We start from the raw sequence: 19,053 nt of genomic DNA on the forward strand, positions 1-19,053 counted from the left end.
CGGTTTCGCAACCGTGAGGGATGTCCGTGACGCCTTCCGAGGACCATTTCGAGCGCGCCTTGGAAGACCCCATCTTCCGTACCACCGTCGACGTCAACCACCTCAACCGTTCCGACATGGCCCCGCTTACCTGTCGTTCGCCACGTTCGATACCACGATGGGCGACCCGCTCGAAGCTGGATCCGGCCTCACGCATCCCGAGGACCTCGAGGTCCGGCCCTTCGTCGACCTGGTGACGTCGCTGCCCATCTGTCGGCGCGTCGTCGACCACCCGCCGGAGCGCGTGGATGTCGAGCCCGTCGTCGATGCCGTTTTCGCCGCATTCAACCGGGTCCCAACCTAAGGAGGAGACGTTGCCTTCTGCACGTGATGCGCGAGAGTGGGCCGCCCAGGGCGGGCTGCACGGGATCGGGAACTCGCTGTACACGCCGTTCAGCGGGCCCGACGGGGACGACATCGATTATGACGCGTATCGGGCGCTGGTGCGGTACTGCGTCGGAGACCTGGGCCACGCGATGCTCTGGCTGACCAGCGGCATTGCCGAGTGGTGGTCGTTAACATTGGACGAGCGTAAGAAACTCGTTGAGATCGCGATCGATGAGGCGCGGTCGGTGGCACCCGGCGCCGTTATCCAGGCGTGCACGACCGCGACCTCGGCGAAGGACAGTCTGGAGCTCACGCGGCATGCGCAGGAGCACGGCGCTGACATTTGCTACCTGCAGACACCTCCGATGGAGGTGCACGCGGGCGAAGGCGTCCTGCGGTTCTTCAAGTACATCGCGGATCGCACGGACATCGCGCTCGGGATGTTCAACTCGGGGTCGTCCGGCTGCGTGCTCTCCCCGGTCGAGATAGCACGAATCTACGACGAGGTTCCTGCCGTGTGTGCGATCAAGGAGGGGATGCTGCAGTACTGGCGAAGCAAGGCGATCCATGCGCTCGCTCCGAGTCTGGTCGTCTGGGAGTGCGACACGATCGTCTACCGGGCCGGTTGGCTGCAGGCGGGTATCGTCACTCCCGCCCAGCTCGGCACCGCCGGTTACCTGGTGGAAACCCCGGAATGGCCGCGCCTGACCGAGTACTGGACCCGTATCTGGGACGGGCGGATCGCCGAGGCCATCAGCTACGCCAAGGAAAGCGGGCTGGAGGAGCTCCAGTCGGCGGTCGGCAACTGGTACACGTGCTACCCCGGACGGCCCGAATACTTCACGCACTGGGCTGAGGCGTTCCGTTATGCGGCATCGATGATCGGTCTGCCCATGGGAGACTACCCCCACTCCCGACCCCCGCAGGCAATCCTGCCCCAGGCCGCCAAGACCCAGATCCGTACAGCGTACGAGAAGTTCGGACCCGTCAGGTCACCCGTCAGCGCATAGCTGCTGGCGCGGCCAGGTGACCGGCCGACCCCAGGTCTTGTCGCCGACGTGAATCCGGGAGGGGAGAAGCGCGTCGGCGACAGACCCGGCCGCCTTGGCCGGATCCTCGGCGACGCCCCGCGACACCCGACGATCGCGCTGGCCGAGCGACTGGCCGTCGGTCCGCCCCAATTTGAAGTCACCAACCCGCTGGCTATGAAAGCGGCGACGATGTCTGGCGAGGGCCTCAACTGTGGCGTTGAGACGAGTGTCGAAAAATAACCGGCCGGTGAGGCTGGATTTGAAATGTGTGCCGCAAAGTCGATTTGGGCGGTATAGGTTTCGCGCAGGAGTACCACGTCGGACGCTGCTTGCGGGGGTCCTCGTCCCACTCGCCCGCCGGTGCGCCCGCTTGTGATCCTGAACCCCCTGGCCGAAGCGGTGCTCGGTGTGCCCAAGTCCAAGTGACGTCAGAAAGACTCTGAACAGAAGAAATAGAGGAGAAATGGTCAGCGCTGGACAACTCTTCAGTGCACGGTCCTGGCTTTTTGCCCCAGGCGACAGCGAAAGGAAGATGGAAAAGGCCGCCGCCGGCGCGGCGGACATTGTTATCTTCGATCTTGAAGACGCGGTACATGAGGACGAAAAACCCAGGTCGCGAGCGATGATCTCAGCCTTTCTGGCGGCTAGGCCGAAGGAGGACAGAAGTCGACTATGGGTCAGAGTCAATCCGCTGGACGGCCCACATGCGTTGGCTGATCTGGCGGCGGTGATCCCGGCGCGGCCCGGAGGAATTATGCTTCCCAAGTCACGCGGCCGCGCGGACGTGGACCTCCTGGACCATTACCTCTCGGCGTTGGAGGTCTCCGCCGGTATCGAGCAGGGTTCGACAAAGGTCATCGTGCTGGTAACCGAAACGGCCGAAGGCATGTTCACGACCGACACATACCAGGGTGCATCGAGGCTTGTTGCCATGACCTGGGGCGCGGAAGATCTTGCTGATGCCGTCGGCGCCAGTGAGAATCGCAACCCTGATGGAAGCTATGGTTTCACCTATGAGCTGGCCAGAAGTCTGTGCCTATTGGGCGCGGCAGCCGCCAGGGTAGCGCCTATCGAAACTATCCATGGCGACTTCCGCGATGTGGAAGGCCTGCGCCGGCGGGCTGAGAGGGTACGCCGTGACGGCTATCGAGGTATGCTGGCCATTCACCCAGCCCAGGTCGATGTGATCAACCTCGCCTTTACGCCTACGGAGGCGGACCTGGCCGCGGCTCAGGAAGTCGTCGATCTGTTCGCCGCCAATCCCGGCGTCGGTGCCATCGGTCACAAGGGTGCCATGCTCGACCGTCCTCACCTGGCCCGTGCGCAGGCGCTGTTGGTATCGGGCAAACGCGCATGAAGGTCATCTCAGATGTCAGGGACGTGGACCTCAGCCAGTTCCTGCGCCCCGGTGACCGCATCGTCATCGGCCAGGCCTGCGGCGAGCCGACCACGCTGATCGAGGCGTTGATCGACCAAAGTGGCGGCATCGGTGGCCTCTCGGCCTTTATCGCGACAAGCTTCTCTGGTCTTTTCACCCCGGAGGCGACGGACGGCTTCTCCCTGTCGAGCATGGGGGCCATCGGCGCGTTACGCTCACTGACCAAGGCGCACAGACTCAGCGTGATCCCCTGTCACGTCAGCCAGGTCGGCCCGTTGATCGAGGCCGGGATCATCGGGTGCGATGTCGCTTTCGTCCAGGTCAGCACAGCCGACGCGAACGGAGACCATAGCTTTGGTCTCATCAGCGATTACGTACAGGCCGCCGTCGCGAAGGCGCGTGTCGTCGTAGCGGAGGTAAACGATCAGGTACCTTTCACTCACGGCGGACTGCTACCAGCGGCTAAGATCGACTACGCCGTGCAGGTCTCGCGGCGGCCCGTGGAGGTACCGCCGGCGAGAATCGGCCCAACCGATATTTCTATAGCGGAGTACGCCGCCACCTATATCGAGGACGGCTCGGTCGTCCAGACCGGGGTCGGCGCGGTGCCGGATGCCATACTCCGCCTGCTACATGACCGCAAAGACCTTGGCGTGCATTCTGGCATGTTGGGTGATGGTCTGGTTGAACTGGTCGAGGCAGGTGTCGTCACCAATGCACGCAAACGTATCGACGTCGGGGTCTCGATCAACGGCGCCCTGGTCGGTACGAAGCGTCTCTATGAATTTGCTCACCGTAACCCGCGGATTCGCATGTGCCCCACGTCCTACACCCATAACGCGGCCGTGCTCGCGCAGCTGGACAGGCTGGTGACCATCAACTCGGCGATGGAGGTCGACCTGACCGGCCAGGTGAACGCCGAACAGAGCGGCTCGGCGTACCTCGGGGGTACCGGTGGCCAGGTGGACTTCGTGCGTGCCGGCGCGCGCTCGCCGGGCGGTCACGCCATCATCGCCCTGCCCGCCACCGCCAAGGGTGGCACGATCAGCAGGATCACGGTCAACCTGTCCGGACCGGTCACCACCGCGCGCAGTGATGTGGATGTGATCGTCACCGAATTCGGCGCGGCCGAGCTCAAAGGCCGGACCCTTGCCGAGCGTGCCCGGCGTCTGATCGCCATCGCTCATCCTGATTTCCAGGAAGAGCTGGCGCGGGGGGCTCACACCATTCAACGGAGGGGGTTCTAGTGAGCGACGCGGTATTATTCGATGGCCGTGATGACGGCATCGCCGTCATCACGTTGAATCGACCCGAGAGCCGTAACTGCCTGACGCGAGACGTTCGCGACGGCCTGTACGCCGCCTGGGATCTTTTTGAGCGCGACCCTGTATTGCGCGTCGCCATTCTGACGGGCGCCGGCGAGAAGGCATTCTGCGCCGGCGGTGATCTCAAGGAGATGGTCGAGACCGGTATGCGGGTGCCGCCTCGCGATATGTTTCCCCTCCCGTACGACACCGTCGAGCTGTCGAAACCGACCATCGCGGCCGTCAACGGAGTCGCGTTCGGCGGCGGCTGGATGATCGCCCAGGCCTGTGACCTGTGTGTCGCCAGTACCAGCGCGAAGTTCGCGGTCACCGAGGTCAAGGTCGGCCGAAGCTCTCCGTGGGCCTCACCACTGATCCATATGATCCCGCAGCGGATCATGATGGAGATCCTGCTGACCGGCCGACCGATGAGCGCTCAGCGGGCATATGAGATCGGCCTGGTCAATCGCCTTGCCGATCCCGGAGCGCTGATGGACGTCGCGCTGGAACTGGCCGGCGAAATCCTTGGCGGTGCCCCCCTCTCGGTGAAGGCGGCGCGAGAAACGGTAATGCTCTCTACTGAGATGGGTCGTTCGGCGGCCCTCAAGGCCGCCCGGCACGCGTCTGAGTGCTGTTACAACAGCGAAGATGCCCAGGAAGGACCCAGGGCGTTCGCCGAAAAACGTCCGCCTCAGTGGAGGGGACACTAGTTTTCATGAATATGTTCGCTTCTCGTGCGACGGGCCTGAACACGCTGCAAGTCCTGCGGTCGTACCTGCCGAAAAGCATGTCTGGGCAGGTCAGGCGGCGTGTTCGTACTCGTGCAGGATGCCGGTGAAGCGGTCGTGTCGGTGGATGTTGAGGTGGGTGAGCCGGTCCGGGGCGGTGATCGTTTCGGGTAGCGGGTGGAGGGGGCCGGAGTTGGCGATGCCCTGGTGTGGTCGGTGTATGTTGTAGAACGCCTCGTAGTGGCGGGGGCGTACAGGAGGTGGCGCTGGTTGTAGATCAGGGTTCGGTTGAGGAGTTCCTGGCGGCAGGATCGTATTTTCCGTTCCATCTTTCTTTGGTCGGTGGACGGTTGAAACCGGAGAGCGCGACGTCGACTAGCGTCGCGATGTCCTCCGATCGGACCTTGGACTGCTCGATGACGCGCTGGTAGATGAACGGCGCCATCACGAAGTCGACAAAGAGTCGGACGTCAAGATCGTCGACTAGCTCGCCACGCTCGATGCCACGGAGGATGACTCGCTCGAAGGTCGACCGGGCCTCTCGCTCAGTCTTCCGGCGCAGCGCGTCCAGCTCCGGGTCGCGATTCGCGGCCTCCACGAAGGATGGAAAGGCGCGGCTGATGTCCTGTCTGTTGAGGTAGCTGACCAGCTGCCAGAGCAGCTGGATCAGGTCGTCGCGCAGGGATCCGGTGTCGGGCTCCACCGACGGACGCTGCACACACGAGAAAGCGGCGTGGATTAGCCCGGCGCGCGAGCCCCAATGACGGTAGATCGTTAGCTTGCTGACTCCCGCGCTCGCAGCCACCGCATCGACGGACAGACTGGCGACGCCGTTCTCGGCGATGAGGTCGATCGTGGCCCGAAGGATGACGTCCCGCGGCACCCCTGGGCGTGGCGACATCAGGCTCCACCTTCCGTCGTCGCGCGGCCACCGGCGACAGCAGGTTCCTGGACGCGCACTTCGATGCTGGTCCGTGGCAGCGTCTCCATCGGGGCAGCCAACGGCGAGTCCACGCGTACGAGCCGCGGATGCCGGGTAAACACGAAGAATGTCCCCTCGTCGTAAGAAACCGCTCAGTATCATTCTAGGCTCCGGAGCGAACGCTGGCCGGGACCGCCGTGAAGCGGGCGCGGCTCCGCGCGGCGAGGCGAGACGGAATCGAGCCGGTGTCCACCCTCGTGGCCTGCCGCCACCACACGAGACACGCCTTAAGCTGTGAGCGCCGATGACGATCGAGCTCACACCGGAGGAACGGTTCTGGCGCCCCGGCCAACGCGACTGCCGTCGGCCTCGCGCCGACCCGTTCGGCGACGCCGGCTTCGGCTGGTTGGGGCGACCCTCGGCCTCGCACGATCCATCGGCGAGGCCCGGTTCAGATCAGGAGCGACTTGTGCCCAAGCTGGAGCGCGACGGCGAGATCTTTATCCTGCGCCTCGATCCCGACGACGAGAACCGGTTCCATCCCGACTGGTTGGCCGCGGTCGAGGAGGCGCTCGACGAGGTGGAAGCGGCCGGCGCCCCTGCGGCGCTGGTGACGGCGGGCAGCGGCAGGTTCTGGTCGAACGGGCTCGATGTGGACTGGCTGCGCGCGCACGGTGACCAGTTCGCGGCCTATCTCGACCGGGTCGAGGCCCTGCTGGCCCGTACCCTGGCGTCGCCGGTGGTGAGCGTCGCCTCGATTAACGGCCACGCTTTTGCAGCCGGCGGGATGTGGGCGCTGGCCCACGACCTGCGGGTGATGCGCGTGGACCGGGGCTTCTTCTGCCTGCCGGAGGTTGACATCGACATGACGTTCTCGCCAGGCATGGCGGCGTTCGTCCGGGCCCGGCTGACCCCCCAGGTCGCACACGTGGCGATGACCACCGGTCGGCGCTACGGCGGACAGGACGCGCTCGCGGCCGGCATCGTCGACGGGGTCGCGGGTGTGGACGACGTGCTCGCGGCCGCCGTGGACCTCGCCCGCCCGCTGGCAGGGAAGTCTCGCTCGAACCGTGGGTCGATCAAAGAGCGGATGTACCAGGAGGCGCTCGCCGCGCTGCGCGCGCCGACCGACCCTGCTCGGCTGTTCTGACGGTTCCGAGCCGTGGCTTTTCGGGCTACGGCCCGGGTCGATCGGGAGAGCCGGCCGGCGAGACCGACAACGACGACGAGGCCGAACCCGATGTGCTCGGGACCCTGCCGGTGGTCCGTGGCGCGCCCGGGCGAGGCACGCGGGGCTGGGACCGGCGACGTTCCTGCTCCACGACGTGACGACCCTCTACTTCGAGACCGACGAGGGACCTGCGCACCGATTGGCGGAAGTCAGGGCGGGGACCATGCCGTACCGGCGCCTGGATGACCCACACGGCCGTGTCCGGGGGGCAGGAACCGCCCTCGCCCGCCCTTGTCCAGACCGCGGCCAGGCCCGGGCACTCGGACGGCACCGCCCGAGATGAGACAGGTCCGAGCGGACCGGGGCGGGAAGGAACCGGGCGTCTTGGGGCCGGGAGTCACCCGGCGGCACCCGGCCCGGAACAGATAATTGACGGAATCGGCTCGCAGAAATGATGGCCTCCGGTTTGGAGAGCAGCTGCTCAACAGCTCCACTCCACAACCGGAGGCCTTCACTGTCGCGTACGTTCTACCGGGTCGGCTCGCCACCCTCGAAAACCTGGCGGAACAGCATCACGGACGGTTAGTTGACCGGCAGGAACGCCTTGTCCGCGTCGAGCGGTATGCCCGGCTTAATCATCCCTTCGGGCAGGAAATCGGCCATGAGCTTCTCCACGGGTTGGCCGTCAATTTCCCGCGCCGCCAACAGGCGGTTGACGAAGAGCGTGTGGGGCGACAACTCCAGAGTGGGCTCTTCTCCCCCCCCACCGAGCCGCCACGCGAGTGTTTTGAGATCTGTGTCGAGGATGGGCGGTATCAAGATCGACCAGAGATAGTCGGCCAACACGGAGGTGAGCGGACCCCACTGCATCGACCCGCGGAGGGAGGTGCGGACGAGGGAGCGATCCGGACCGAGCGACTCGATCCACCAGGCTTCGCTGTGCGGGAAGGGGTCGCCCTCGCCTTCCACCTCAGCGACGTGACGTTCACCCCACCCGATCTTGTGGTCACCGTAGGCCTGGATAGTCGCCATCCGAACGTGCTTGTACCCGAAGAAGTCGTGGTGCAGGGGTACGGCGAGGCCACGCTTCGGCGACTCTCCTCCGGCGTCGTAGTCGATTGCCACGTGGAACTGGTTCAGGGTCATGATGTTGTCCAGGTTGGAGACCCAGTCCCAGATTTCCTCCGCCGGCTTCTCAATGGTGATCTCGCGTACACAGGTTAACGTCGCCATCGGTCGCTCCAAACTCTCTGTGCAGTGTTGTGCAGATGGGCCGTGAGAAACGTGCCCGTCGATGCTTCCTAGCCTCGCCGAGCAGCCCGTGTTCGTGGCGGGCTGACCGGGTCACTGTGCCAACCACCTCCTTCTTTGGTTCGCATCCGGTGGCTGGTGTGCCGGCTCAAAGCCAGGGCGGCAGGACTGGGGCTTGTTTGCCCTGTAACCTGGCGAGGTAGTTGGTCCGTCCGGTCAAGTACGCGGCGACCTCACTCAGCGCGCCGATCAGCGTGACGGCGTCACCGTCACCAGGCAACTCCCATCGGTCGCCAGTGTCGCTGGCCGCCAGGACCAGGGACGGGCCTGGACCGGTGCCGCGCTTGCCCACCACGTCGTCGCAGAGCGCGGCGAGGAAGCCGGCGGGCAGGTCAGTGAAGGACAGCCCCGTCGCGAGGTCGACGGCATGGACGCAGACCTCCCGCGCTCGCAGCCAGGGCACCTCGGAGGCAGGCACCGTTCGTCCCTGGGCGGTTACCACGGGTGTCTGCCATTGCTGGTCGCCCAGCCGGGTCATTGCCTCTTCGAGTGCGCTGGCCGAGCGGTCCAGCCAGGCCGTCAGGTCGCGGACGGACAGGCGGCTCCCGCGCTCGATCCCGGCGGCCCGTTCGGTTGGCGAGGCGTACATCGGGGTGGGTTCCCCAGTAGCGGCCCAGTGGACGAGGTTGCCCAGCGCATCGGCGTTCGCCGCGACGTGGGCAAGCAGGTGCCGGCGGCTCCACCCGGGTAGCGCGCTCGGGGCGGCGGCGGCATCGCCGTCGAGGTCCGCCTCCTTGGCGAGTAGCAACGTGCCCTGCCGCATCCACCGTCGCGCATCGGCGAAGGACCGGCGCATCAGTTCGAGGGCTCCTTGACGACCACGTTCTCGAGGCGGCCCAGCCCCTCGATCTCCGTGACCACTGTCTCGCCGCCGACCAGAAAGCGCTTCGGGTCGCGTGCGTTGCCGACGCCACCGGGGGTGCCGGTGGCGATGATGTCGCCGGGACGCAGGCGCACGACCGTCGAGGCGTACTCCACCAGCGCGACCGGGTCGAAGAGCAGATCGGCGGTCGAAGCGGACTGCATCACCTCCCCGTCCACCAGCAACCGCAGGCAGAGGTCGGGCCGGACGCCGCCGGGAACCTCGTCCGGGGTCACGAGGTACGGGCCGACCGGTGTGCTGGAGTCCCAGGTCTTGCCCTGCAGCCACTCCCGAGTCCGGAACTGCCAGTCCCGGCAGGTGATGTCGTTCACGACCGTGAATCCGGCGATCGCTCGCTCGGCCGCCGCCCCCCGCACGCGACGTGCCGGTGAGCCGACCACGAGGCCGAGTTCGCCCTCCCAGTCGAGCTGGTCGCTTTCCTGCGGCCGGACGATGTCGTCGCCGGCACCGATGAGCGCGTCGGCGAACTTGGCAAACAGCGTCGGGTACTCCGGCAGATCCCGGCCCATTTCCAGGATGTGGGAGCGGTAGTTGAGCCCGACGCACATCGTTTTGGACGGTCGCGGGATCAGGGGCGCGAAGTCAGCGCCGGCCGAGGCGTAGGTCGCCGCGCCCGAAGCGCCGACGCCGCGTGCCCGCTCGGCCCAGTCAGCGTGGCCCAGCAGCTCGCCGACATCGGAGTATCCGAGGTCGACCAGCGTGTCACCGTCGGCTTTGACCGCCCTCGTCGTGCCGTCGAGCCGGATGGTCGCAAGTCTCACGGGGTGCTCCTTTGCACGTGCGAGCGGTTGAGCTGGAGAGCCTCGAAGACAGGGGAGTCGCTGAAGCGGAACAGATCGAGGGCGCCGGAGTCGGAGTCGTCGCCGCCGGCCTCGGAACGGGCCGAGAACGGCTGCCAGGACGGGACGACGAAAAGGTCGCCCCGGGTCACCGACCAGGTCGTGTCCCCGACGGTGACGCTGCCCGAGCCGTCGAAGACCAGGTAGACAGATGACCCTGTCTCCCGCACAGGCGCTGTCTGCGTCCCGGCTGTGATGCGGTGCATCTCCGCCCGGATGGTGGGTAGCACATCGCCGCCCGTGGCGGGGTTGGCGAACCGCACCGCGGCGTGACCGGGCTCGACGGTACCGGCGAACCCTTCGGCCTCGAGTGAAAGCTGATCGGCCAGTGCCCGGTCGGTGTACTCCCACCGGTAGGCCAGCAGCGGCGAGCCAGGCGCCAGGGTACCGGTTGCCACCGGCAGCAATCCCGGGTGCCCCCAGAGGCGCTCCGCGCGCGACCGGTCGGGCGTGATCCGCTCGGCGTCGTCGAGGTGGTCCCGACCCGGCTCGAAGAACTGGGCTTCGGTGATGTATTGGAACGGGACGTCGAGGCCGTCGAGCCAGGCTGTCGGCTCCGTCGCCGCGTTGTAGTGGCCGTGCCAGTTCCATCCCGCCTGCGGGAGGAAGTCACCCCGTCGCATTGCCACCGGGTCGCCGCCCACGACGGTCCACACGCCCCCGCCCTCGACGACGAACCGGAAGGCGTGCTGAGTGTGTCGGTGTTCCGGGGCATCTTCGCCGGGCATCAGGTACTGGATCGCGGCCCACAGCGATTGCGTGGCGAACGGCCGTCCGCCGAGCCCGGGGTTGGCGAGCGCGATCGCGCGGCGCTCCCCGCCGCGGCCCACCGGGACGAGCTCGCCGGCCCGGGCCGCCAGCTTCCGCAGAGGCTCCCACTGCCACCGGTGGGGAACCGCCTTAGGACGCGGATGCGGGGGCATGATGTCGCCGATCTCAGTCCACAGCGGCACCAGCCGCTCCTGCTCAAAGCCCCGGTACAGCTCCTCGAGAGCTGGGGTGACAGCTGGCTGATCCGCTGCCGCGGTGGCGTGTAGCCGGACGAGGGAGCTGGCATCCAGGGAGGACATGGTCATGCACCATAGGGTTGTCCAGGTCTGCACTGAAGACCGCAAGATTCTGGATAGCAGAATCGGAGCTTGAAGTTGGACAATCCGCCCAAGACGCCGCCGCCCTACGCCATCGCCAGCGTCGACCACGCACTGCGAACCGCGGCCATGTTGCAGTTGGAGGGGGGCCTGACGGTCTCGGAGGTCGCTGACCGCCTCGGGGTCGCCAGGTCGACCGCGCACCGACTGCTGGCTATGCTGGTCTACCGCGACTTCGCGGTGCGGGACGACGATCGGGTCTACCGGGCCGGCCCGGTGCTGGAACTCGCCGCGCACTCCCAGTCGACAGTGTCCTCGTTGCGAGCAGCCGCGCTTCCCCATCTGCGCAGGCTGGTCGGCCTGTTCGACGAGACCGCGAGTGTAGCCATCCGCACCGGCGACACCGTGCGGTTCATCGCCTGCGCCGAGGGCCGGCAGGCGCTTCGGGTCGGCTCCCGGGAGGGGATGGTGTTTCCCGCCCATCGCACAACCGCTGGGCTCCTGCTCCTGGCTGAACTCCCGGAGTCCGAACTGGATGGCATCTATGCGGCGGAGCGCTACCAGGAACGCCCGGCGGAGCGCCCGGACCTCGCGTCGCTGCGCGTGGAGCTCGCGCGCGTCCGAAGCAAAGGGTTCGCCCTGAACCGAGAACGCTCGGAGCGCGGCCTGGTCGCCGTCGGGGTGGCCGTGCGCGGTCCTGACGGCATGGCGCAGGCCGGCCTGTCGGTGTCGTTGCCGATAGTGCGTTACAACCCACATCACCTTCGGCAGCTGGTCACGGCCCTGCATGCCGAGGCCTGCCGGCTGGAGGCCGATTTGGTGGCGAGGTGATCCGGGAGGTGCAAGCGCGACCTCATACTCGTCAGGCATGGGCGAACCCTTTGCTTTCGGTCACGTCAGGCGGTGGCCTTCTCGACCGGCAGTGAAGCGGCTGGGACACGGGGCGAGGGAGCGGCCTGGGTGAGGACGCCGGTGTTGACCAGCACGCTGTAAGCAGCGACGGACCAGACCAGAGCGGACGCGAACAGGGCGAACCACCCGGACGTCTTCACAAGGTCCTGATCCGTGTTGATCTGGCCCATGCCCATACACGCCAGCACTCCGAACAGCGAGGCGAAGAGCGCCACGAATGGGTACATCCGGTACTTGATCGCGGGTATCGCGAGGTAGGCCACGGGGACAAGCATGCCGAGGCAGTACCAGCCGACAGCCTCAGGAGCGAAGGCCCGGTTCTGGATCCCGGAGGTCAGCAGAAAATACAGCCCGATGGCCCAGAAACCGAAGGTGGTCATAACGTAGCCGGAGTAGGCGAGGCCACCGACGACAGATATGATCCCGGCGAGGACCAAGGCCAGCCCGCCAATCAGCAGTGCGTAGTCCAAGCCCACTACCGACTTCTCGACCCAGATGAAGTTCACCGCGTAGAGCAGTAACCCGAAACCGAATAGTGAGAGCCCGATGGGCGCTGGGTCCGACACTCGCGCTCCGGCAGCCGAGTCGGGCGTCACGTGGGACTGTGGCATGGCAAAACCCCTTTGCTGGGAAGGCTCCGGCATGGTGCACGACGCGGAACGGTGTCCCGGAGTGTGCTACACCGGATCGTGATCCGCAAGGCCGGGCCGGCGTGGTCTACTGGGGTGGAGCCGGTCTTAGACGATGTCGAGGTTCCGTCTGGGCGCCCCGGTGGGTTGATCGGGGCGGTGGACAACGTGCTGCGACCGCTGCGGCTGTTTGAGGATCATGAGATGGCCCGCGTGAACCAGGTGGCCCGGGAGATGGGGTTGTCTCGGTCGACGGTGCATCGCATGTTGGCGACGCTGAGTCACCACCAGTTCGTGGAGCAGGACGAGTACTCGCCGGCGTACAAGCCTGGGCCGGCGTTGGTCGACATCGGTCTGGCGGGGGTGTCCAAGATCGACATCAGGGCAGTGTCGCACATGGCGTTGGTGACCCTACGTGATCTGACGCAGGAGACAGTGCATTTGGGGATCATGCGGGGGGCTACCAGCGTCGTGTTTCTGGACAGTCTGGAGAGCGATCGGGTGGTGCGTACTGGCGGCCGGGTGGGGTGGATCCTGCCGGCACATTCGACGACGGTGGGTAAGGAATTGCTAGCGGAACGGAGTGGCGAGGAGATCGTCAAGTTGTATCCGTCGGGGTGTTGGAGGTGTCTACGCACCGGGCGTTGACGACGCGGGAGGCGTTGATCGAGGAGCTGGCTAAGGTTCGCCGGCGGGGTACGCGGTCAACCGCGGGGAGAGCGAGGACGATGTGGCCGCGGTCGCGGCGGCGGTGCGTGACAAGCGGGGCCATGTTCGATGTGCTCTGGTCACCACAGCGCCGATGTCGCGCGCCGATGATGAGTGGATTGCCGCTACGGCCGCGGTGACAACGCGGGTCGCGCGCGGGCTCGGCGACCGCCTCGGCTAGGGCGCGTATCTGGTTGCGATCAAGGTGATGGTGCAAGCTCCTTGATCCAGATCATGGTGGCGCGGAGGTGGAGGCCGCCGAGGTAGCTGCCTGGGGTCTTGTCGTAGCGGGTGGCGTTACCTCGCCATGCCTTCAGCTTGTTGATCAGCCGTTCGACGGTGTTCCGTTCCTTGTAGAGTTCGGTGTCATGCTGGACGGGCTGGCCGCCCGCGCGTCCTTTCTTCTTGCGGTTCGCGGCCTGGTCGGTCTTTTCCGGGATGACGGCGGTGATCCCGCGGCTGCGCAGGTGGGCGCGGTTGCCGCGGGACGAGTACGCCTGGTCCCCGGCGACCGCGCCGGGCCGGGTCCGGAGGCGCCCGACCGGCCCGGGGACGGGGACGCGGACCTTCGCCAGCACGGGGATGAACTGCGGGCAGTCGGCGGCCTGTCCCGCGGTCAGCACGAACGCCAACGGCCGACACCGCCGGTCGGCGGCGAGGTGGACCTTGCTGGTCTGCCCACCCCGCGACCGCCCCAGCAGCGCGGCGCTCAGCCGGCCCCGACGCCGTCGTCGCACCCGTCTCCGCTGCTCACGCTCCGGGTCGTCCTGGGTGTCCTGCCCGTCTTGTCCCTGCGTGTCGCCCCTTTTTGCCGGATCCCCTCTTCCTCCTCCGCGGCTTTTTCCAGCGCGGTGATCACGTCCTCGGCCAGATGCATCCCGGCGGCGTCGTGATGGGCCCGGGTTGTGGTCGAGTCCACGCTGACCAGAGACAGGTCCACGGCACCCCGACGCCCAGCCTCGGCGATCATTCCCTCCAGCAGCACCGTGAAGACCCCGGCGTCCCGCCACTGCCGAAACCGGTTGTGCACCGTCGACCAGGCCCCGAACTCGGCCGGCATCTCCCGCCACTGACTGCCCGTGCGAAACCGCCACAGCACCCCGGCGAACTGCTCCCGCAACCGCGCCGGATACGGGCCGAACTCCCCGATCGGCAGGTAGGGCTCGATGAACGCCCACTCCTGGTCCGTCAACTGCACCCGCGTCATGCACCACGATCTACCGGATCATGCACAGCCGCGGACACAGATCACGGCGAGAGATCACAACGCGATACGCGCCCTAGAGTCGCCTGTCCACCCCGCCGCGGCCAGGTCCACCCTCAGCCAGGCGTCCACGCCCGCCGGAGAGGCCTCTTGCCAGCGCCGGGGTTTTGGTCTCACAATGAGGAGCAATGTTCCGCATGTCGCTACATAGCGACGACACCCGGCAGCGGCCTCTCCTCTGTCGGCAGCACGCAGAGCGCTCTCGATGATTGGGGCAAAGAATGCTCGCCGAGCAGGCCTTCTGGGATCTGATGGCCGGCGTCTGCGCTCCGGTCACGGTCGTCACGGCCGCCGAAGGCGGGCCGTTCGGGACGACGGTCAGCGCCTTCGCCTCGTTGTCGCTCCGATCGCCGATGATCACCGTGGCGCTGAACCGCGGCTCTCGCCTCGCTGTTCCCCGCACAGGCGCAGGACGAAGTGTTCACTGACCCGGAGCCGCACGTCACCGGGATGCTGACACCGTCAGCCACCACTCGGAAGGTGGACGGCGGCTGGCAGGTTTCGGGTCGGTGGTACTTCAACTCCGGCTCCTGGTGGTCGACCTGGGCCGTGCTCGGCGTGCCGCTGACCGATGATGGGGGCGAGGTCGCCGACCAGGGGCTGATTCTGGCCCCGGCGGCCGACCTGACCATCGAGGACGTCCGGTTTGTCGCCGGTATGAAAGGGACCGCGAGCAACTGCCTGGTGGCCACCGATATCTTCGTGCCGTCGCATCGCGTGATGTCGGTGCCGGCCGCCATCGAGGGCCGTTACCCGACGCCGTTCACCGACGAAACGCTGTACCGGTCGGCTTTCGTGTCACTGCTGACCACGGTGCTGGTTGGTCCGCAGCTCGGCCTTGGCCGGGCGGCGCTGAATCTTGTCATCGAAAAGGACGACGGCGGTGCGGCTAGGGCGGTCGGTCGGTCTCGGCCGTCCTCGTCGAAAATGCTTGTACGGTCAAGAAGAATGGGAAGTCCCGATCATGGCGAAGCTCGTCGAGATGGACCAGAACACTACATTCTTCCAGCAGCTCGCGTCGCAGGACGACGGCCCGATCGTGCTGGTGAACCGGTTGTGCGTCGAGCCGGGGTATGAGGAGGAGTTCTTGCGACTGTGGCAGGATGATGCCGCCTACATGCTGAGCAACGGCTGCCTCTCGGCTCAGATGCACAAAGGAACCGAAGGTAGCTGCTGTTTTCTGAACATTGCGGTCTGGGAGAACGCGCAAGCCCTCGCCACCGCATTCAAGTCCCCGGAGTTCCAGGAACTTCTCTCCCGTTACCCGGACTCCTGCACCGTCTCGCCGCATGTGTTCAAGAAGATCGCCGTCCCCAGCGTCTGTGTCGCCTGACCGCGCAATCATTCAGCAGGTGTGCTGAGAGTTCCGGTCCGTGGCATGGCGTGATGGCCGGCGGCATGGGCGCCGCCGGCGCGGGGGTGTGGTCGCACGGCGGGGACGATGGGCCAGTCCGGGATCCAGAGCTGGCCGACGAATACCTGGCGCAGGGTGGTCATCAGGTCGCGGCCGTGCTCGGCGGCCGTGCGCAGGAAGCCGCCCAGGCTCAGCTGCCTGCCCCTCCCACACGCCGCCGACCCACGGCGCCCAACCCCGCACGCCCACAACCAGCCAAAACAGAACCCAGCGCCGCCTTGACCGGCCCCCCTGCAGGGATGACCTGCAGCGACACGCGGTTTCGACGCTTGGGTTCATTTCAGCGCGATCGAAATGGACGGATTCCGTGCCCTGGAAGCCGGGGACCGCGTCGAGTTGGACTACGAGCAGGCCCGACAGGACAGCTTCCATTGCCGCGCGACCCGCGTTCGCAAGGTCCAGGGGGTCTGCACCCCCTGGATGTTGGCCGTTCGGTCAGCGGGCCTGGTCTCCGTCGGACGCCGCGGTAACCACCCGGGTAGGCGCGGCGGCGGCAAGTGCCGGCTTGCGCAGCGGGCGCAGGGCGGCCTCGACGCGGACGAGCTCGTCGAGCATCGCGTCCGCCGCCTGCTCCATGACCTCGTTGGCCTGCACCCGCCCGTCTTTGATGAAATTGGTGTGGAACGGTATATTCACCGACTCCACGACTGGCATCATCTTCAGCACTGCCACGACCTGCTTGAGCTGTTGCACCGCGCGAGTTCCGGCCGAGATGCCGCCGTAGGAGACGAACCCCGCCGGCTTGCCCATCCACTCGTTGTGCAGATAGTCAATCGCATTCTTCAACGGTGCCGAGTAGCCATAGTTGTATTCCGACGTCACGAACACCACGGCGTCCGCGTGGTCGACAAATGCGCTCCAGTCTTTCGTGTGCTGGTGAACGTACTCCTGCCGCCGTGGGTGGTTCGGCTCGTCGAGCAAGGGAAGATTGAGTTCGGCGAGGTCGGCGACCTCGACCTCGAACCCGCCGTGGCGGCGTGCGCGCTCGATGAACCACACGGCGATGGGCAGACCGGCTCGGCCCGGTCGGGTCGAGCCGATGATGACGGCCAGCGTCGGCATTAACTGTCCTTTGGATCGGATTCCGCCACGTTGTTCGTCGTTTTGCTGTTGGCACAAAGTACCGAAGCTTCGCTGCCTGGTGCCCACGCGTGGCGCGCCGGAGTGACCCTGATCAACCGCGACCGCCGGTGGGTGATGTACGACCGGAGAGCCTCTGGACAACTAGACCACCGGCCGGCGTCATCCTGCTCGGCGACGCCGCGCACCCCGGAGTGCCGCAGCAGCTCGGCATTGCAGTTCGTGCACCGCGCGATCATCGCCTCGGCCTGGCAGTGTCACCGCGGTGCATCTTGTCATGACTGGGTGTTTGCGAGAGTGCGGCTGAGGAGATCCAGCAGCGCCGCCCAGTGACGTTCGGAGGCTTCCGGGTTGTGAACCTCGGTGTCGGCCTGGGTGTAGCCGTGGCGTGCGCCGGTGTAGACCTCGGTGCGGAAGCGGACACCTGCGGCGGCGAGCGCCTTGTCGAGGCTTTCGATCTGCTCGGGCGGTAGTAGCGGGTCTTCGTCGGCATGGCCGAAGTACAGTTCTGCCGCGACATGGTCCGCGACCAGGTGCGGGCTGTCCGGGCCGTCGGTGGCCAAATTCGCGCCGTGGAAGCCGGCCGCGGCCGCGACCCGTCCGGGGTAGGTGCCGGCGGTGCGCAAGGCCAGGGCGGCGCCCATGCAGTAGCCGGTGATGCCGACCGGCCCGTCGGTGGCGTGGGGGCAGGCGGCGAGCCAGGACAGATAGCTGTCGGCGTCGCGCATGGCCAGCTGGGGGGTCAACTCCCGCATGATCGGAAAGAGTTGCTCGTTCAGTGCCGGGCGGTGGGCCGCTTGGATGAGGTCGGGTACTTCCACTACAGGTGCCCTCCCACGGCGGTAGAAGACGTTGGGTACCAGCGCGGTGTAGCCGGCGGCGGCGAGCCGGTCGGCCATCCGCTTCAGTTGGGGGCGCAGCCCAAAGAGATCCATGTAGAGCAGCACCGCGGGGCGGGCAGCGTTGTCGTCGAAGTGGGCGAGGTAGGCGTCGGCGGTGCCGTCCCGAGTGGGGATGTCTACGGTTGTGCCACGTACAGTAGTCATCGGTGTCTTCGTCCTCTATCTTTCGTTGACCCTTGTGCCTGGCCCAGACAGTTAACGGTCGAGAACGGGCTGCCTGTCTTGTCAACACTCCCCGTGCCGGGATCGTCGAGCAGCTGGCCTTGCTGCGGGCGCACTGAGCCGCACCCCGCCGAGGACCCCCTGTGCTCGCTACCGCGCCGCACCAGTGATGCTTTCGTCCGCCCGGCTGCCTAGTGCAGCACGGCCAGCAAGTCGCCGCGGTGCATGACGGTGTACGCGAAGCCACAGCGCCGCTCGAAGGGCTCGCCGAAGTCCACACCTCATCGGGTGACAGTCCCGGGGCCGCTCAGGAGCAGTGCCATTGACCTCCCTCGTCGCGGCGTGTCGCGATACGGAACGCTGTTTCATATTATGCTGCTGTGGCGCCGGAATCTGCAAGAGCCGGAGATGCACGCCTACATAGCGTGGTGATAACGCGGTCGCCGACTTGCCAGTACACCGCACGGGCAGGTATCGAGCGCCCGACATACCGGCCAGCGCCGCGCAGGTCGGTGACGGTGTGGCGATGGTCGACCCGGCACCCGTCCTGCTCGATGATCGGCCCGGCGTCCAGCTCCTCCGAGAGGTAGTGCGCCGTCGCCCCTCGGATGATTCGAGATCGCGACGCTGATCTCGGCGCGTAGGTCCCCCGCCTGCCGGCGCCACAGCAGCTCCTGCAGGGCATGGTCGGCTTTGGAAACCATGATCCCGAGGTGGTGGGTCTCCGCGGCGCGGCGCAGCCGCCATTCCATCCCGAACGACGCGGCCAAGTCGGTAAGCCCGCACTCGACATCCACCAGCTTGCGCTCCAGGTCGGGCGGCGTGAACTCCACCCGCAGGAAGAACCAGCCGATTTCGGTGTAGTCGATCGTGGCCGTGGTAGTGATTTCCCCGGCGAGGACCACGAGCCCGGTGGTCACCAACGTCTCGCAGGCGACCCTGCCCAGCGGGTCGAGGTCGT

At 66.5% G+C, this 19,053-nt stretch carries 20 protein-coding genes and 3 pseudogenes; 13 read left to right on the forward strand and 10 right to left on the reverse strand.

The window, feature by feature from the left end; genetic code table 11:
* Positions 1 to 157 precede the first annotated feature (157 nt).
* From BCD48_RS41470 to BCD48_RS41490, 5 genes are all read left to right on the forward strand, one after another.
* Positions 158 to 343 (forward strand): hypothetical protein, encoded by a 186-nt coding sequence (locus BCD48_RS41470; protein ID WP_071053883.1) that lies wholly within the window; start codon positions 158 to 160, stop codon positions 341 to 343.
* Between the two features lie 10 nt (positions 344 to 353).
* A complete protein-coding gene (locus BCD48_RS41475) occupies positions 354 to 1,376 on the forward strand; it encodes a dihydrodipicolinate synthase family protein (RefSeq protein WP_071053884.1) in 1,023 nt (340 codons plus the stop codon).
* Positions 1,377 to 1,860: 484 nt separating this feature from the next.
* Complete coding sequence (locus BCD48_RS41480; protein WP_071053885.1) at positions 1,861 to 2,754, forward strand: HpcH/HpaI aldolase/citrate lyase family protein; 894 nt, start codon at positions 1,861 to 1,863, stop codon at positions 2,752 to 2,754.
* The gene (locus BCD48_RS41485) at positions 2,751 to 4,022 is read left to right on the forward strand and encodes an acetyl-CoA hydrolase/transferase family protein (RefSeq protein WP_071053886.1); all 1,272 of its coding nucleotides are present in this window, start codon (positions 2,751 to 2,753) and stop codon (positions 4,020 to 4,022) included. Before BCD48_RS41480 ends, BCD48_RS41485 begins: the two co-directional genes overlap by 4 nt.
* Entirely contained in the window at positions 4,022 to 4,789 is a 768-nt protein-coding gene (locus tag BCD48_RS41490) for an enoyl-CoA hydratase/isomerase family protein (RefSeq protein WP_071053887.1), read from the forward strand. Before BCD48_RS41485 ends, BCD48_RS41490 begins: the two co-directional genes overlap by 1 nt.
* A gap of 295 nt (positions 4,790 to 5,084) precedes the next feature.
* Here the strand turns inward: BCD48_RS41490 and BCD48_RS41495 are convergent, their stop codons facing one another.
* Positions 5,085 to 5,708 carry a TetR/AcrR family transcriptional regulator gene (locus tag BCD48_RS41495; RefSeq protein WP_083419999.1) on the reverse strand — a complete coding sequence of 208 codons (624 nt, stop codon included), beginning with the start codon at positions 5,706 to 5,708 and terminating at the stop codon, positions 5,085 to 5,087.
* A 490-nt stretch (positions 5,709 to 6,198) separates the two neighbouring features.
* Here BCD48_RS41495 and BCD48_RS41500 point away from each other — a divergent pair, with 490 nt between their 5' ends.
* Positions 6,199 to 6,879, forward strand: a complete 681-nt coding sequence (locus BCD48_RS41500) for an enoyl-CoA hydratase-related protein (RefSeq protein WP_071053918.1) — start codon at positions 6,199 to 6,201, stop codon at positions 6,877 to 6,879.
* 603 nt (positions 6,880 to 7,482) lie between these two features.
* Here BCD48_RS41500 and BCD48_RS41505 read toward each other — a convergent pair.
* The 4 genes from BCD48_RS41505 to BCD48_RS41520 form a co-directional block, all read right to left on the reverse strand.
* A complete protein-coding gene (locus BCD48_RS41505) occupies positions 7,483 to 8,133 on the reverse strand; it encodes a hypothetical protein (RefSeq protein ID WP_071053889.1) in 651 nt (216 codons plus the stop codon).
* A gap of 166 nt (positions 8,134 to 8,299) precedes the next feature.
* The gene (locus tag BCD48_RS41510) at positions 8,300 to 9,007 is read right to left on the reverse strand and encodes a maleylpyruvate isomerase family mycothiol-dependent enzyme (RefSeq protein ID WP_071053890.1); all 708 of its coding nucleotides are present in this window, start codon (positions 9,005 to 9,007) and stop codon (positions 8,300 to 8,302) included.
* Positions 9,007 to 9,855 carry a fumarylacetoacetate hydrolase family protein gene (locus BCD48_RS41515; protein WP_071053891.1) on the reverse strand — a complete coding sequence of 283 codons (849 nt, stop codon included), beginning with the start codon at positions 9,853 to 9,855 and terminating at the stop codon, positions 9,007 to 9,009. Before BCD48_RS41515 ends, BCD48_RS41510 begins: the two co-directional genes overlap by 1 nt.
* Positions 9,852 to 11,003 (reverse strand): cupin domain-containing protein, encoded by a 1,152-nt coding sequence (locus BCD48_RS41520; protein ID WP_071053919.1) that lies wholly within the window; start codon positions 11,001 to 11,003, stop codon positions 9,852 to 9,854. The genes BCD48_RS41515 and BCD48_RS41520 overlap by 4 nt, the downstream gene beginning before the upstream one ends.
* A 69-nt stretch (positions 11,004 to 11,072) precedes the next feature.
* Here BCD48_RS41520 and BCD48_RS41525 point away from each other — a divergent pair, with 69 nt between their 5' ends.
* Positions 11,073 to 11,852: an IclR family transcriptional regulator gene (locus tag BCD48_RS41525; RefSeq protein WP_198543605.1), complete on the forward strand. Its 780-nt coding sequence runs from the start codon at positions 11,073 to 11,075 to the stop codon at positions 11,850 to 11,852.
* Positions 11,853 to 11,917: 65 nt separating this feature from the next.
* Here BCD48_RS41525 and BCD48_RS41530 read toward each other — a convergent pair whose 3' ends face one another.
* Positions 11,918 to 12,499, reverse strand: a complete 582-nt coding sequence (locus BCD48_RS41530; RefSeq protein WP_071053892.1) for a GPR1/FUN34/YaaH family transporter — start codon at positions 12,497 to 12,499, stop codon at positions 11,918 to 11,920.
* Between the two features lie 222 nt (positions 12,500 to 12,721).
* Between BCD48_RS41530 and BCD48_RS50245 the strand changes: the two genes are divergently transcribed.
* Together BCD48_RS50245 and BCD48_RS56165 are read left to right on the forward strand one after the other, a co-directional pair.
* Positions 12,722 to 13,210 carry an IclR family transcriptional regulator gene (locus BCD48_RS50245; RefSeq protein WP_157910630.1) on the forward strand — a complete coding sequence of 163 codons (489 nt, stop codon included), beginning with the start codon at positions 12,722 to 12,724 and terminating at the stop codon, positions 13,208 to 13,210.
* Between the two features lie 58 nt (positions 13,211 to 13,268).
* Positions 13,269 to 13,451 (forward strand): annotated as a pseudogene (locus BCD48_RS56165) (hypothetical protein); the annotation flags it as partial.
* A gap of 19 nt (positions 13,452 to 13,470) precedes the next feature.
* Here BCD48_RS56165 and BCD48_RS48075 read toward each other — a convergent pair.
* A pseudogene (locus BCD48_RS48075) lies at positions 13,471 to 14,477 on the reverse strand (IS5 family transposase).
* A gap of 308 nt (positions 14,478 to 14,785) precedes the next feature.
* On the opposite strand from BCD48_RS48075, the gene BCD48_RS56170 reads away from it, so the two are divergent.
* The 4 genes and pseudogenes from BCD48_RS56170 to BCD48_RS55225 form a co-directional block, all read left to right on the forward strand.
* On the forward strand, positions 14,786 to 14,962 hold the full coding sequence (locus BCD48_RS56170; protein WP_491677204.1) for a flavin reductase family protein: 177 nt from the start codon (positions 14,786 to 14,788) through the stop codon (positions 14,960 to 14,962).
* Positions 14,952 to 15,611 (forward strand): acyl-CoA dehydrogenase family protein, encoded by a 660-nt coding sequence (locus tag BCD48_RS52760; protein WP_198543607.1) that lies wholly within the window; start codon positions 14,952 to 14,954, stop codon positions 15,609 to 15,611. Before BCD48_RS56170 ends, BCD48_RS52760 begins: the two co-directional genes overlap by 11 nt.
* Before the next feature lie 10 nt (positions 15,612 to 15,621).
* Positions 15,622 to 15,867 carry an antibiotic biosynthesis monooxygenase family protein gene (locus BCD48_RS41555; RefSeq protein ID WP_241842383.1) on the forward strand — a complete coding sequence of 82 codons (246 nt, stop codon included), beginning with the start codon at positions 15,622 to 15,624 and terminating at the stop codon, positions 15,865 to 15,867.
* A gap of 357 nt (positions 15,868 to 16,224) precedes the next feature.
* Positions 16,225 to 16,329: pseudogene (locus BCD48_RS55225) on the forward strand (S1 domain-containing protein); the annotation flags it as partial.
* Positions 16,330 to 16,383: 54 nt separating this feature from the next.
* Here BCD48_RS55225 and BCD48_RS41560 read toward each other — a convergent pair.
* The 3 genes from BCD48_RS41560 to BCD48_RS54585 form a co-directional block, all read right to left on the reverse strand.
* Positions 16,384 to 17,010 carry an NADPH-dependent FMN reductase gene (locus tag BCD48_RS41560; RefSeq protein WP_071053896.1) on the reverse strand — a complete coding sequence of 209 codons (627 nt, stop codon included), beginning with the start codon at positions 17,008 to 17,010 and terminating at the stop codon, positions 16,384 to 16,386.
* Between the two features lie 293 nt (positions 17,011 to 17,303).
* Positions 17,304 to 18,074, reverse strand: coding sequence for a dienelactone hydrolase family protein (locus BCD48_RS41565; RefSeq protein ID WP_071053897.1), 771 nt, complete (start codon positions 18,072 to 18,074; stop codon positions 17,304 to 17,306).
* A gap of 388 nt (positions 18,075 to 18,462) precedes the next feature.
* Entirely contained in the window at positions 18,463 to 18,885 is a 423-nt protein-coding gene (locus tag BCD48_RS54585) for a formyltransferase family protein (protein WP_349308083.1), read from the reverse strand.
* Positions 18,886 to 19,053 lie beyond the last annotated feature (168 nt).

It is taken from the genome of Pseudofrankia coriaricola (assembly GCF_001854805.1).
Taxonomy (GTDB): domain Bacteria; phylum Actinomycetota; class Actinomycetes; order Frankiales; family Frankiaceae; genus Pseudofrankia.